Origin of the sequence: Cronobacter sp. JZ38 (genome assembly GCF_008932145.1) — a bacterium.
GTDB lineage: Bacteria > Pseudomonadota > Gammaproteobacteria > Enterobacterales > Enterobacteriaceae > Cronobacter > Cronobacter muytjensii.
Map to the genome: position 1 here is coordinate 591,244 of NZ_CP017662.1, position 14,133 is coordinate 605,376.

A 14,133-nucleotide genomic window follows, 5' to 3' on the forward strand; every position below is an offset into this window, starting at 1 on the left:
CCCATCAAATCACGGTACTCAGTGCAAATGTAAACAAGTATTGCCTATGCAACATTAAGGCAGAACAATGATCAAAAATCGACAGGTATGGGTTCAATTCGAATGAAATTATTTGAGGCATACCAGCAGTAAATCAATGTTAGCAAAGCGAGAAGGCCGGAAATATCAGCAAATTCTTATTTTAAATTCAACCTCTTGACATAAATGGGTATTTGGGTTTTATGCGCGTGCGAGGTTGCCGGAATGTAAATAAAAAAACGATTCGCATTGCCCGAACCGTGCGGTGTGTCGCACAATGAGCAAAGATATTGTTACCCGGTGGCCGGTTAATATGAATAAATCCCTACAAAAACCCACTATTTTAAATATCGAAACGGTAGCCCGTTCACGCCTTTTCAATATCGAACAGGTGAGCCTGGCGTTCAGCAACGGCGAGCAGCGCGTCTATGAACGTATGCGTCCTTCCGAGCGTGAAGCGGTTATGATCGTGCCGATTATCGACGACCATCTGATATTAATTCGCGAATATGCCGTCGGCACCGAATCGTACGAGCTGGGATTTACCAAAGGGCTTATCGATCCGGGTGAAAATATTTATGAAGCGGCGAACCGTGAATTAAAAGAAGAGGTCGGTTTCGGCGCAAATCAGCTCTCTTTCCTGAAAAAACTCACCATGGCGCCGTCTTATTTCTCCAGCAAAATGAATATCCTGGTGGCGGAAGATCTGTATCCGGAAACGTTGCAAGGCGATGAGCCTGAGCCGCTGGTGCAGGAGCGCTGGCCGCTGGCGCATATGATGGATTTGCTGGAAGATCCGGATTTCAGTGAGGCACGAAATGTCAGCGCGCTGTTTTTAGTGCGCGAATGGCTGAAGATGCACGGCAGACTGTAAAAAGCAAAACGCGCAGCAACAGGCGTATATAACGCGCCCCATAAAAAAACGCCCCATGACGGGGCGTTTGTCGTTGTATCAGAACAGCTCGTGGGTTTCCCCGTTATCGATAATCGTTGTGCCGACTTCATGCACGGCCTGCTGGGTCGGCTGCGTGCCTTCGATAAAGTACTCCGCCCGGCTGTTGCCGCCGTTCGCCAGCTGGCCCGTGCTGCGGTCGATATTCACCGTCACCACGCCAGGCGGCGGCGTTAGCGGCTCTTCCGGCACGCCCTCCAGCGCGGCTTTCATATACGCATCCCAGGCTGGCTGCGCGCTTTTCGCGCCGCCCTCGTAGCCGGAAATCTGGTTTTTAATCGCACCGGAGGCCGTGGTACGGCCCAGATCGCGGCGGTGATCGTCAAAGCCTATCCAGACCGACGTCACGACGCCCGGCCCGTAACCCGAGAACCATGCATCTTTTGAACTGTTGGTCGTACCGGTTTTACCGCCGATATCACGACGCTGGAGGTCGCGCCCCGCGCGCCAGCCTGTTCCCTGCCAGCCCGGTTCGCCGAAAATATTGCTGTTCAGCGCGCTTTTAATTAAAAACGACAGCGGCGTGCTTATCACGTGCGGCGCGTACTGCGGCGCCGGGCTCTGCGCGACCAGATCGCGGTTTGCCTGTTCCAGTTGCGGCATCGGCACCGGCGCGTTCCGCTGTTCTGCGGATGTCGCCACGTTTTCCACGTCTTTATTTTCCAGCACGTCCGACTTCGGCGTTTCGCCATAGATAACCGGAATATCGCATTCCGGGCAGGCGATTTTCGGCTTCGCCTCAAACAGCGGTTCGCCCTGAGCGTTGGTGATTTTGCTGATAAACCACGGGTCCACAAGGAAGCCGCCGTTTGCCATCACCGCATAGCCGCGCGCGACCTGCAGCGGCGTGAAGGAGGCGGAGCCCAGCGCCAGTGATTCCGTATGCACGATATTCTGCGCCGGGAAGCCGAACCGTTGTAAATATTCCGCCGCGTAGTCGACGCCCATCGCACGCATGGCGCGAACCATCACCACGTTTTTCGACTGCCCCAGACCCTGGCGCAGACGAATCGGCCCGGCATATTCCGGTGGGGAGTTTTTCGGCCGCCAGTCGGAGCCCGCGCCAGCATCCCAGCGGGAAATCGGCACGTCGTTCAGGATGCTCGCGAGCGTCAGACCTTTGTCCATCGCCGCCGTATACAGGAACGGTTTGATGTTAGAGCCTACCTGACGCAGCGCCTGAGTGGCGCGGTTAAATTTGCTCTGATTGAAATCGAAGCCGCCGACCAGCGCCAGCACCGAGCCATCTTTCGGGTTGATGGAGACCAGCGCCGAGTTCACGTCCGGCACCTGAGCAAGCCACCAGCTGTCATCAACTTTACGTACCCAAATCTGCTGGCCGGCCTGCAACACGTCGGTAATACGGCGCGGCGTCGGGCCCTGCGCGGTATCGGAGCGGTAAGGGCGCGCCCAGCGCACGCCGTCCATTTTCAGCGAGACAGAGGAACTGTCTGCCAGCAGGGCGGTGGCTTCGTCCGGGGTGGCTGACGTTACCACGGCAGGCAGCAGCGGCCCGTAGGTCGGAAGCGCCTTCAGCGAATCGGTGATTTTCTTATCATCCCACGCCGCTTCGCCCACGCGCCACAGCACGTTAGACGGGCCGCGGTAACCGTGGCGCATATCGTAATCCATCACGTTATCGCGCACCGCTTTCTGCGCGGCCTGCTGAATACGGCGGGTAATGGTGGTGTAAACCTTATAACCGTCCTCATAAGCGTTTTCGCCGTAACGGCTGATCATCTCCTGACGCACCATTTCGGTCAGGTATGGCGCGGAAAACGCGATTTCCGGCGCGTGATAGTTGGCGTTAATGGTTTCGCTGCGCGCGTCGTCATACTGCGACTGACTGATATAGCCTTCGCTCAGCATACGCGACAGCACGACATTACGGCGCGCGGTGGCGCGATCGAGCGAGTAAAGCGGGTTAAAGGTCGAAGGTGCTTTCGGCAAACCGGCAATCACCGCGATTTCGCTTAAGGAGAGCTGATCTACCGTTTTGCCGAAATACACCTGCGCGGCGGCGCCCACGCCGTAGGCGCGATAGCCGAGGTAAATTTTGTTCAGGTAAAGCTCAAGGATTTCATCTTTCGTCAGCAACTGCTCAATACGCACCGCGAGAAAGGCTTCCTTGATTTTACGCATCAGGGTGCGTTCCGGGCTTAAGAAGAAGTTACGCGCCAGCTGCTGCGTAATGGTGCTCGCGCCCTGCGAGGCGTGGCCGGAAAACAGCGCGACGCTCGCGGCGCGGAAGATCCCGATCGGATCGACGCCGTGGTGATCGTAGAAGCGGCTGTCTTCTGTGGCGATAAACGCTTTCACCATTTCCGGCGGGATCTGGTTCAGCGTCAGCGGAATACGGCGTTTTTCGCCGTACTGGGCGATCAGTTCGCCGTCGGCGCTATACACCTGCATAGGGATCTGGAGCCGCACATCTTTCAGCGTGGCGACGTCAGGCAACTGCGGCTCGATAAATTTATACAGACCGTAGATCGAGCCAGCTCCCAGCAGAATGCAAAAGACTGCAAGGAAGAATAAATACTTTACGAACTTCACCGAGGATTTCCCATTTAGTTTCTGTTGGGCAGTTTATAAACAACCGCGCGGTAGTATAAAGGCAAGCCAGAAGCATTGATATGGCATTTTCATTTAGCGGGACAGGGAGAACCTCGAAAATGATCGGCACGGAATGGAAAATTGGCTTACATATTCAATCAGATAGCGTGATGGCTGTCGCGCTCTCCCTCAGGCGAGGCGGCTGGAAGCAGCAGCGCTGGTGGGCGCTCCCGCTGACGCCTTATCAGGATGATGAACAGCGACGGCAGGCGTTAATCGAAGCGCTGACGCCGTGGCGCGCGCAGCTCCCGCGCGCGGCATCGATCCGGCTTGGATTCCCGGCGCAGCGCACGTTGCAACGGGAGCTTCCCCGGCCCGCCACCGCCCTGTGCGAACCGGAGTGCGAGGCGTGGCTCGGCGCCGTCGCGGCGCGCCAGCTCTCACTGCCGCCCGACGCGCTGGCGTTTGACTTTGCCGAAAGCCGGGACGGCAACGCGTATGCGGTAACGGCCGCGCGCGCCGCTGAGGTGGCGGAGCTAATGGCCTGCGCCCGCGCGTTGCGCTTCACGCCTGCCGCGTTGACGCCCGACGCCAGCGCGCTGGCCTGCTTTTTCCCGTATACCGGCGAGGCCTGTCAGGCTGTGGTAGCGCAGTCGGGGGCGCAGTGGTTGTGGGCAACCCGCGAGCGCTGGGGCGTGTGCGCAACGCCGGGCGTCGAAGGGCTGGCGGCGCTTGGCACGCAGCTTGGCGTGCAGGCGCAGGAGATAGCCCTGTGCGGCGCGTTACCGGAAGAAGACAAAGGCTGGCAACTGTTCGACCCGTGGCAGGCCGTCACCTGGGCCTGCCCGCCGAAGCCGGATACGCCCTGGCGCTTCGCCGTCGCGATCGGTCTGGCGCTGGGAGCGGCGTAATGCGGCGGCACGTTAATTTGCTGCCGTGGCGGCATGTGCGGCGGCGCACGCGGCTTATTCGGTGGGGCACTTTTTTTCTTCTCTCAGCATGGGTCACAGCGCTTGCAGCGGGTATGACTTATCGCGTTATCGCCAGGCAGCAGCGGGTGCTTCAGCAGCGACTTGAGGCGCAAACGCTCGCCATTACCGCCCAAAAGGCGCAGCTACAACAGGCGAGAAACGCCGAGGCGGCTTATGAGTCGCTTAAGGCGCGCTGGCAGCAGCGGGAGCGCCGCCGTCAGGAGGTCGCGGCATGGCAGCAGCGCCTGATGACGCTCGCCGACGCGCTGCCAGAATCGCTCTGGCTGACGGGGCTGCACTTTCACGACAATCGGCTGGAGATCACTGGCAACGCTTACGAGCCGCAGGCGCTCACGCTTTTTGAGGAGAAGCTGCGCGGGCTTGCGCCCTTTACGCGGCTGACGCCTGGCGAAACGCGCCGGGAACAGGAGGGCTACTGGCGATTTAGCGTTTCACTGCAAAAGGAGGCTGCCGATGCGCCTGTTTATTGACCGCTGGCTTACCGGCCCGGCGTCGCTGCGTACGGCCTGTGCAGGCGGCTGGTTAGCGTTGCTTGTGGGGACGGCTTACGGGGGGCTGGCGCCGCTGGCCGGCAGCATTAACCCGCTGGAGGCGCAGCTTCAACAGCAGGCCGTGACGCTACGCAATTTACAACGGCAGCGCGCGGCGCTGCCCGACAGGCAACGCGAAGCCGCGGCGCTTGAGGCGCAGCTTGTCCTGACGCCGTTCTCGCCGCATGCGCTGAATACCGGTGCGGAGGGGCACCTCATCCGCTGGCAGCCGCAGGGCGAAACGGGAGAGCTTGAACTGGCGCTGGCCTGGCCGAACGTGCCGGCGATTTTCGCCGGGCTCGCGCGAAGCGACATGCTGGCGCATGGGTTCGCGCTGCGTGCTGACGGCGGGCAGACGCTGCGCCTGACGTTACAACTGGGGCGCACCCATGAAAAGTAACGCGCTGTGGGCGCTGCTGTTGCTGGTGTCTTTGCCAGCCTTCGCCAGTCGCGACCCGTTTGCGCCGCCGCAGGCGCGTTGTCAGTCGCATCAGGCCTCACTCTGGCGCTACGGCGGCATGGTCCAGAAAGGCGGGGCGGTGCGAGTGCTGTTGCAGACGCCGGCAAAAACGTGGCTGCGGTTAAGCCCCGGCGCGATGCTTCCGACAGGCTGGCAGCTCATCGGGGCAGACGCCGTTAAGGCGACGTTAAAAAATGGCGAAGGGTGTCGCCCTTCGGTTCTGGTATGGACACTTAAGGATGCGCATCATGATAAGGAGATCCCTTCCTTTATTATTACTCGCAGCGAAAATCGCCTGCGCCGCGCCCGCGAGCCCGGGCGTTTCTCTGGTCGCTGATGAGACGCCGGTCATACAGCTTTTACAGGCGCTGGCGGAGAGCGAGCAACTGAATCTGGTGATCGCGCCGGGCGTAGACGGTGTTGTCTCGCTGCACCTGCAAAACGTGCCGTGGCAGCAGGCGTTTCAGATGGTCACAGAGAGCGCGCGTCTGCGCTGGCGGAAAGAGAACAACATTCTGCGGGTATATCCGGAGGCCTGGGAGCAGCAAAAGCTGGCTCAGCGCGAGGCGTCACGCCAACAGCAGGCGTTGAATCTGCCACTGATCAGCGAGACTGTCACGCTGCGCCATGCCGAGGCGGCGGAGCTTGCCGCGTCGCTCGCCGCGCTCGGGGATAAACTGATGACGCCGCGTGGCAGCGTCACGGTGGATAAACGCACTAATCGCTTGTTGATCCGCGATACCGCCAGCGCGCTGCGTCAGGTGCAGGAGTGGGTCACGAAGATGGATATTCCCGTAGGACAGGTAGAGCTGGCGGCGCATATCGTGACGATTAATCAGCAGAGCTTGCGTGAGCTGGGCGTTAAGTGGAGCACCGCCGACGCCGAAGGCGCCACGAAACTGTATCACCCCACCACCATTTCCGCTGACCTGGCGGTCGCCGATGCCACTACGCGGCTGGGCTTTAATATCGGTCGTATCGACGGGCGTATGCTGGAGTTTGAGCTTTCGGCGCTGGAGCAAAAACAAAAGGTGGAGATCATCGCCAGCCCGCGGCTACTCGCCGCGCATCAGCAACCCGCCAGTATTAAGCAGGGCAGCGAGATCCCGTATCAGGTATCAAGCGGCGAGAGCGGCGCGACGTCGGTGGAGTTTAAAGAAGCGGTGCTCGGCATGGAAGTAACGCCGACTATCGGGCAGGGCGGACGCATCCGGCTTAAGCTTCGCATCAGCCAGAACATGCCGGGCCAGGCGCTGCAACAGGCCGATGGCGAAGTGTTAGCGATTGATAAACAAGAAATAGAAACGCAGGTGGAAGTAAAAGACGGCGAAACGCTGGCGCTTGGCGGAATTTTCCAGCAAAAAAATAAAGCCGGGAATGAACAGGTGCCGGTATTGGGAAATATTCCGCTCTTTGGGAGCCTGTTTCGTCATGACGGCAAAGACAACGAAAAACGCGAACTGGTGGTGTTTATTACGCCGCATATTATCAACGGAGCCTGATCCGCACGGGAGTTTTTAGCCATTATCGTCGCCGGATGTTTGACGCCGGGGTGGAATTAGCATACAAGGAGTACCGATTTGAGAGTCGGTCGGAGGCGGTGCATCCGTTGTTGTTTTTTCACTCCTGTGCGTCAGACGCGGTGATTTATTCGGTTGCCAAACTACCTTGAGTGTTGAGATAATTTTTGATCTGACTCTCGCACTATCGCTTAAGAGGTTTCAGTTCATTTCCCGCAGCTCAGGGTTATTGCTCGCGGGTTTATCATCAACGAATTGTCTTAGTAGTACCGAAAAAATGGCAGAGAAACGCAATATCTTTCTGGTTGGGCCTATGGGTGCTGGCAAAAGCACTATTGGGCGTCAGTTAGCACAACAGCTCAACATGGAATTTTACGACTCCGACCAGGAGATCGAAAAACGTACCGGGGCTGATGTCGGCTGGGTCTTCGATGTAGAAGGCGAAGAAGGTTTCCGTGATCGCGAAGAAAAAGTCATCAATGAGCTGACGGAAAAACAGGGTATTGTACTGGCGACCGGCGGTGGCTCTGTCAAATCCCGCGAAACCCGCAATCGTCTCTCCGCGCGTGGCGTGGTGGTCTATCTGGAAACCACTATCGAAAAGCAGCTGGCCCGTACTCAGCGCGATAAAAAACGCCCGCTGTTACAGGTCGATACGCCGCCGCGTGAAGTGCTCGAAGCGCTCGCTAACGAACGTAATCCGCTGTACGAAGAGATTGCCGACGTCACTATCCGTACTGACGATCAGAGCGCAAAAGTCGTGGCTAACCAGATTATCCATATGCTGGAAAATAACTGATTCCGGCGAAATCCTTACTCACCTGCGGGTAAATGCACAGAAGGTTACTGAACGTCATGGAGAGGTTAACGGTTACTCTCGGGGAACGTAGTTACCCTATCACCATCGCAGCCGGATTGTTCAACGATCCGGCTTCCTTTTGGCCTTTGCGTGCAGGTGACCAGACGATGTTGGTCACCAATGAAACGCTGGCGCCGCTGTGGCTGGATAAAGTCCGCTCCACGCTGGAACAGGTTGGCGTAAAGGTTGACCAGGTGATCTTGCCGGACGGCGAGCAGCATAAAAGCCTCGCTGTGCTGGAAACCGTGTTCAGCGCCCTGCTGGAAAAACCGCATGGCCGCGATACTACGCTTATCGCGCTCGGCGGCGGCGTTATCGGCGACCTTACCGGGTTCGCTGCCGCCTGTTATCAGCGCGGCGTGCGTTTTATCCAGGTGCCGACCACGCTGCTTTCACAGGTCGATTCCTCAGTTGGCGGCAAAACCGCCGTTAACCATCCGCTCGGCAAAAACATGATAGGCGCCTTCTGGCAGCCCGCCTCCGTGGTGGTCGATCTCGACTGTCTGAAAACCCTGCCCGCGCGTGAACTCTCCTCCGGTCTCGCGGAAGTGATCAAATATGGCATCATCCTCGACCGCGATTTCTTCGTGTGGCTGGAAGAGAATATTGATGCGCTGCTGTCGCTCGACGGCGCGGCGATGGCGTACTGTATTCGTCGCTGCTGTGAGATAAAAGCTGATGTCGTTGCCGCAGATGAGCGCGAAAGCGGTATGCGCGCGTTGCTGAACCTGGGCCATACTTTTGGTCACGCTATCGAAGCGGAAATGGGGTACGGCAACTGGCTGCATGGCGAGGCCGTGGCGGCGGGTATGGTGATGGCGGCTCGCGCCGCGCAGCGCCTTGGTCAGTTCGAGGCGCAGGATGTCGAGCGCATTATCGCGCTTCTGAAACGCGCCGGTCTGCCGGTTACCGGCCCGTCGTCGATGGCGGCCGAGGCGTATCTGCCGCACATGATGCGCGACAAAAAAGTGCTGGCTGGCGAGCTGCGCTTAGTGCTGCCGCTGGCTATCGGGAAGAGTGAAGTGCGCGGCGGAGTGCCGCACGATCTGGTATTAAGCGCAATTGCTGACTGTCAGCAGGCGTGATCATTAAAAAGTACTGTTCGCCAGCGATGGCGTTTTTACTATCGGGCAATAGCGTGGCACAGGCCGCACTGAGCCTTTGAGTGGGGTGTTAAATGGATGAATTCAAACCAGAAGACGAGCTGAAACCCGATCCCAGCGATCGTCGTCCTGGTCGTTCTCGTAAACCTGCTGAGTTCGATAACGAACCGCAAATCAACATTGATGACGTTGATGTCGACGCAGAAGATCGTCGTCCGGCGCGCACACGTCGCGCGCAGACGGAAGAGACTTACGAAGCGGATGAATCGCTGGTGGATGACGAGGCACAGGAACGTCGCCCGCGTAAGCGTAAAAAAGCGCCCCCGAAAGGGCCCATTTCTCGCCAGCATCTGATGATGGCGCTCGGTATTCTGGTACTGGTGCTGCTGATTATCGGCATCGGCTCAGCGCTGAAAGGCCCCGACGCCACTAAAGCGGATGACGCCCAGGCGCAGAACGCCGAGAAAAACATCGATCTGTCCGGTAACGCGGGCAGTCCGTCCGATCAGGCCAACGGCGCGCAGCCGCAGCCTGGCGATACCTCCGCCGCGAATCAGACCACGGGTAATTCGCCGCAGGATATCTCACTGCCGCCGGTGTCTTCTACCCCGACCCAGGCCCAGACGCCAGCCGCGCCGGAAGGCCAGCAGCGTGTCGAAGTGCCGGGCGATCTGAATAACGCGCTGACGCAGCAACAAGGCCAGATTGATAACGCGGTGTCGGGTTCGACGCTGCCGACCGAGCCTGCGACCGTTGCGCCGGTTAATGGTAATGGCGCCGCATCGCAGCAGCCGCCGCGCGACGCCGCGCAGGCCCAGACGCCGGCGCGCCATAATGCGAATACCACGCGCCCTGAGCGTAAACAGATGGTGATTGAGTCTGAGCCGCGTAAAGCGCAGACCACCCAGAGCAAACCGCAGCAGGCCCCAGCGAAGACTACCGCGACGGAACAGAAACCGACCAGCGCGCCGAAGCGCAGCGAGCCTGCGACAGGCACCGCTTCCGCACCGGTGAAAGCGCCAGCATCAACCGCCGCGACGGCACCGAAGAGCAGCGCGCCTGCGGCAAGCCAGTCCTCCGCCCCTGCGGGCGGCGCGAGCGCGGGTAATGTCGGTGCGCTGAAATCTGCTCCGGGTAGCCATTACACGCTTCAGTTGAGCAGTTCTTCGAACTACAACAACCTGAACGCGTGGGCGAAAAAAGAGAATCTGAAAAACTACGTGGTGTATCAGACCACCCGTAATGGTCAGCCGTGGTATGTGCTGGTGAGCGGCGTGTACGGCTCGAAAGATGAGGCGAAACGCGCTGTGTCTTCGCTGCCGGCAGACGTTCAGGCGAAAAACCCGTGGGCTAAGCCGATTCACCAGGTCCAGGCCGATCTGAAGTAATGAGTAAAGCGCAGTATGCTGTCGGAGCGTCCTCTCCACAGCGTGGGAAGGTATGAATTAATCAGGCAGCATGAAAAAATATCGCGCTTTTCTTAAATGGGCAGGGGGGAAATACCCCCTGCTCGAAGATATCAAACGTCATCTCCCTGAAGGGGAGTGTCTTATCGAGCCCTTCGTCGGCGCGGGATCGGTTTTTCTTAACACCGATTATTCGCGCTACGTGTTATCCGACATCAACAGCGATCTGATAAGCCTCTACACCACGGTGAAAGATAAAACGGACGATTACGTCAGCGAGGCGCGTCTGTTGTTTACCGCCGAGCATAATCAGGCCGAGGTGTACTATCAGCTGCGCGAAGAGTTTAACCAGAGCCGGGACGAGTTCCGCCGCGCGCTGCTCTTTTTGTATCTCAATCGCCACGGGTATAACGGCCTGTGCCGCTACAACCTGCGCGGCGAGTTCAATGTGCCGTTTGGCCGTTACAAAAAGCCCTATTTTCCGGAGACGGAGCTGTACCACTTCGCTGAGCGCGCCCAGAACGCGCTGTTTATTTGTGAATCCTATGACGCCAGCATGGCGCGGGCGCAGCAGGAGAGCAGCGCTGTGGTCTATTGCGATCCGCCTTACGCGCCGCTCTCCGCCACCGCGAACTTTACGGCATATCATACGAACAGCTTTAATCTGGAACAGCAACAGCATCTGGCACAGCTTGCGGAAGGGCTGCAAAGCCAGCGTATTCCGGTGCTGATTTCCAACCACGACACCGAGCTGACCCGCCAGTGGTATCAGCAGGCGAAGCTGCATAAGGTGCGGGTACGACGCAGCATCAGCAGCAATGGCGGCACGCGCAGAAAGGTGGACGAACTGCTGGCGCTTTATGAAGCCTGAGCCGGTTCCGTCCGCCATATACACAAGACTTAATGGAGAAGCGGATGAAACAGTATTTGATTGCCCCCTCGATTCTGTCGGCCGACTTTGCCCGGCTGGGTGAAGACACCGCCCGGGTGCTCGCCGCCGGTGCCGACGTCGTCCATTTCGATGTTATGGATAACCATTATGTGCCCAACCTCACCATCGGCCCGATGGTGCTGAAGGCGCTGCGCGATTACGGCATCACGGCGCCAATCGACGTGCACCTGATGGTGAAACCCGTCGATCGCCTGATCCCGGATTTCGCCGACGCGGGCGCCAGCATCATTACATTCCACCCGGAAGCCTCCGAGCACATCGACCGCTCGCTGCAGCTTATCAAAGAGCACGGCTGCAAAGCGGGCCTGGTCTTTAACCCGGCGACGCCGCTGAGCTACCTCGACTATGTGATGGACAAGCTCGACGTTATTCTGCTGATGTCGGTAAACCCGGGCTTTGGCGGTCAGTCCTTTATCCCCCAGACGCTGGACAAGCTTAAAGAAGTGCGCCAGCGCATCGACGCCTCCGGGCGCGATATCCGTCTGGAGGTGGATGGCGGCGTGAAGGTCAGCAATATCGGCGCGATCGCCGCAGCGGGCGCCGACATGTTCGTGGCGGGCTCGGCCATCTTCAACGAGCCGGATTATCAGAAAGTCATCAACGATATGCGTAGTGAGCTGGCGAAGGTTTCTCATGGATAAGCTGCAATCGATTCGCGCTGTCGCGTTCGACCTCGACGGCACGCTGGTGGACAGCGCGCCGGGCCTGACGTATGCCGTGGATAACGCGCTCTATGCGCTGGAGCTCCCCACGGCGGGCGAGGCGCGCGTCATTACCTGGATTGGCAACGGCGCCGATGTGCTGGTTGAGCGCGCGCTCACCTGGGCGCGGCAGGAAAAGGCCGCGCTGCGCGCCGCCGCAGGAAAACCGGCGGAAACGGACGCTATTCCCGAAGACGAACAGGCCCGCATGATGCGTCGGCTGTTCGACCGCTATTATGGCGAGGCCGTGGAAGCGGGCAGCGTATTATTCCCTGACGTGTACGAGACGCTTGGCGCGCTGCGCCGTCACGGTCTGGCGCTTGGCCTGGTCACCAATAAGCCGACGCCCTTCGTCGCGCCTATGCTGGAATCACTCGGCATCGCGGAATACTTCAGCATTATTATCGGCGGCGACGACGTCCAGCATAAAAAACCACACCCGGAGCCGCTGCTGAAAGTCATGGAAGCGTTGCAGGTGTCGGCGCAGGAGTTGCTCTTTGTGGGCGATTCACGCAATGATATTCAGGCGGCGCAGGCCGCCGGTTGCGCAAGCGTCGGCCTGAGCTATGGCTATAACTACGGCGAAGCGATAACGTTAAGCAACCCGGATCTCGTCTTTGACCATTTCCGCGACCTACTGCCCGCGTTCGGGCTACCCCACAGTGAAAATCAGGAATTAAAAAATGAGTAAGCCCATCGTTTTTAGTGGCGCGCAGCCATCCGGAGAACTGACCATCGGTAACTATATGGGTGCGCTGCGTCAGTGGGTTAACATGCAGGACGACTATCACTGCATCTACTGCATCGTGGATCAGCATGCCATCACTGTGCGTCAGGACCCGGCCGCGCTTCGCAAAGCCACGCTGGATACGCTGGCGCTTTATCTCGCCTGCGGCATCGACCCGAAAAAGAGCACCATTTTCGTTCAGTCCCACGTGCCGGAGCATGCACAGCTGGGCTGGGCGCTGAACTGCTATACCTATTTCGGCGAGCTGAGCCGCATGACGCAGTTCAAAGATAAATCCGCGCGCTACGCGGAAAACATCAACGCTGGCCTGTTTGATTACCCGGTGCTGATGGCGGCGGATATCCTGCTGTATCAGACCAACCTGGTGCCGGTGGGCGAAGACCAGAAACAGCATCTGGAGCTGAGCCGCGACATCGCGCAGCGCTTCAATGCTATCTACGGCGATATTTTCCGCGTACCGGAGCCGTTCATCCCGAAATCGGGCGCGCGCGTGATGTCGCTGCTGGAGCCGACCAAAAAGATGTCCAAGTCCGATGACAACCGCAACAACGTGATCGGCCTGCTGGAAGACCCGAAATCAGTCGTGAAGAAAATCAAACGCGCGGTCACTGATTCCGACGAACCGCCGGTGGTGCGTTATGACGTGGCTAACAAAGCGGGCGTGTCCAACCTGCTGGATATTCTCTCGGCCGTGACCGGTCAGAGTATCCCGGAACTGGAGCAGCATTTCGAAGGCAAAATGTATGGCCACCTGAAAGGCGAAGTGGCAGATGCCGTTTCCGGCATGCTGACCGAGCTTCAGGAGCGTTATCATCGCTACCGCAACGACGAAGACTTTCTGCAGAGCGTGATGAAGGAAGGGGCCGAAAAAGCCCGTGCGCACGCTGGCGAAACGCTGAAAAAGGTTTACGAAGCCATCGGCTTTGTGGCCCAGCCGTAAGGTCACGCAAAGAGAAAACCGGGGTAATCCCGGTTTTTTATTGCCGCCTGTAAACCCCTCACGCGAGGGGTTTTTTATTTCTCAGACCAACGCTTACTGATCTGCCGCCGGCCCGCAGCCGCCGATCATTTTGGAAATAGAAATCGCCGGATGGAGCAAATAGTCATAGCTGCAGGTTTTGTTTTTATTTTCGATATGGCCGGTGCAGGCGGTCAGTGATGACAGTACGGCCGCCAGCATGGCGAGTTTAATCAGGTTTTTCATTGTGCATCCCTATTGATAAAGGTTCCTAAATAACTGATATGAATATCTTTTATGATAATTCATAACGGGATGACTTTATGCAGCTCCAGGCAGGGGAAGTCAACGTCAGTAACAGGACTTGCAGGGAAGGAAAAA

15 protein-coding genes are annotated in these 14,133 nt (G+C 58.3%); 13 read left to right on the plus strand and 2 right to left on the minus strand.

The genetic code is table 11. The features are described 5' to 3' along the window. Window positions 1-331: 331 nt before the first annotated feature. Window positions 332-892 (plus strand): ADP compounds hydrolase NudE, encoded by a 561-nt coding sequence (gene nudE, locus BJP61_RS02675; RefSeq protein WP_038867187.1) that lies wholly within the window; start codon window positions 332-334, stop codon window positions 890-892. Window positions 893-970: 78 nt separating this feature from the next. Here nudE and mrcA read toward each other — a convergent pair whose 3' ends face one another. Further along, a complete protein-coding gene (gene mrcA, locus BJP61_RS02680) occupies window positions 971-3,523 on the minus strand; it encodes a peptidoglycan glycosyltransferase/peptidoglycan DD-transpeptidase MrcA (RefSeq protein ID WP_038867091.1) in 2,553 nt (850 codons plus the stop codon). Window positions 3,524-3,642: 119 nt separating this feature from the next. Between mrcA and BJP61_RS02685 the strand changes: the two genes are divergently transcribed. The 12 genes from BJP61_RS02685 to trpS all read left to right on the plus strand — a co-directional run bounded on the left by BJP61_RS02685 (window position 3,643) and on the right by trpS (window position 13,734). After that, a complete protein-coding gene (locus BJP61_RS02685) occupies window positions 3,643-4,434 on the plus strand; it encodes a hypothetical protein (protein ID WP_038867092.1) in 792 nt (263 codons plus the stop codon). Window positions 4,435-4,547: 113 nt separating this feature from the next. After that, a complete protein-coding gene (locus tag BJP61_RS02690; protein ID WP_255485465.1) occupies window positions 4,548-4,985 on the plus strand; it encodes a PilN domain-containing protein in 438 nt (145 codons plus the stop codon). Then, a complete protein-coding gene (locus tag BJP61_RS02695; RefSeq protein WP_075193278.1) occupies window positions 4,969-5,445 on the plus strand; it encodes a hypothetical protein in 477 nt (158 codons plus the stop codon). Before BJP61_RS02690 ends, BJP61_RS02695 begins: the two co-directional genes overlap by 17 nt. A gap of 19 nt (window positions 5,446-5,464) precedes the next feature. Beyond that, complete coding sequence (locus BJP61_RS02700) at window positions 5,465-5,842, plus strand: HofP DNA utilization family protein (protein ID WP_220393060.1); 378 nt, start codon at window positions 5,465-5,467, stop codon at window positions 5,840-5,842. Next, window positions 5,757-7,007, plus strand: coding sequence for a DNA uptake porin HofQ (hofQ, locus tag BJP61_RS02705; RefSeq protein ID WP_255485530.1), 1,251 nt, complete (start codon window positions 5,757-5,759; stop codon window positions 7,005-7,007). The genes BJP61_RS02700 and hofQ overlap by 86 nt, the downstream gene beginning before the upstream one ends. A gap of 295 nt (window positions 7,008-7,302) precedes the next feature. Further along, on the plus strand, window positions 7,303-7,824 hold the full coding sequence (aroK, locus tag BJP61_RS02710) for a shikimate kinase AroK (RefSeq protein ID WP_004386573.1): 522 nt from the start codon (window positions 7,303-7,305) through the stop codon (window positions 7,822-7,824). Window positions 7,825-7,880: 56 nt separating this feature from the next. Continuing rightward, a complete protein-coding gene (aroB, locus tag BJP61_RS02715) occupies window positions 7,881-8,969 on the plus strand; it encodes a 3-dehydroquinate synthase (RefSeq protein ID WP_038867097.1) in 1,089 nt (362 codons plus the stop codon). A 92-nt stretch (window positions 8,970-9,061) separates the two neighbouring features. After that, entirely contained in the window at window positions 9,062-10,375 is a 1,314-nt protein-coding gene (gene damX, locus BJP61_RS02720; RefSeq protein ID WP_171997799.1) for a cell division protein DamX, read from the plus strand. Window positions 10,376-10,445: 70 nt separating this feature from the next. Next, complete coding sequence (gene dam / locus BJP61_RS02725; RefSeq protein WP_171997800.1) at window positions 10,446-11,264, plus strand: adenine-specific DNA-methyltransferase; 819 nt, start codon at window positions 10,446-10,448, stop codon at window positions 11,262-11,264. 44 nt (window positions 11,265-11,308) lie between these two features. After that, window positions 11,309-11,986 carry a ribulose-phosphate 3-epimerase gene (gene rpe / locus BJP61_RS02730; RefSeq protein ID WP_038867103.1) on the plus strand — a complete coding sequence of 226 codons (678 nt, stop codon included), beginning with the start codon at window positions 11,309-11,311 and terminating at the stop codon, window positions 11,984-11,986. Beyond that, entirely contained in the window at window positions 11,979-12,737 is a 759-nt protein-coding gene (gph, locus tag BJP61_RS02735) for a phosphoglycolate phosphatase (RefSeq protein WP_075193276.1), read from the plus strand. The genes rpe and gph overlap by 8 nt, the downstream gene beginning before the upstream one ends. Continuing rightward, window positions 12,730-13,734 (plus strand): tryptophan--tRNA ligase, encoded by a 1,005-nt coding sequence (trpS, locus tag BJP61_RS02740; RefSeq protein ID WP_038867107.1) that lies wholly within the window; start codon window positions 12,730-12,732, stop codon window positions 13,732-13,734. Before gph ends, trpS begins: the two co-directional genes overlap by 8 nt. 93 nt (window positions 13,735-13,827) lie before the next feature. Here trpS and BJP61_RS02745 read toward each other — a convergent pair whose 3' ends face one another. Beyond that, complete coding sequence (locus BJP61_RS02745; RefSeq protein WP_038867109.1) at window positions 13,828-13,998, minus strand: YhfL family protein; 171 nt, start codon at window positions 13,996-13,998, stop codon at window positions 13,828-13,830. Window positions 13,999-14,133: the final 135 nt, after the last annotated feature.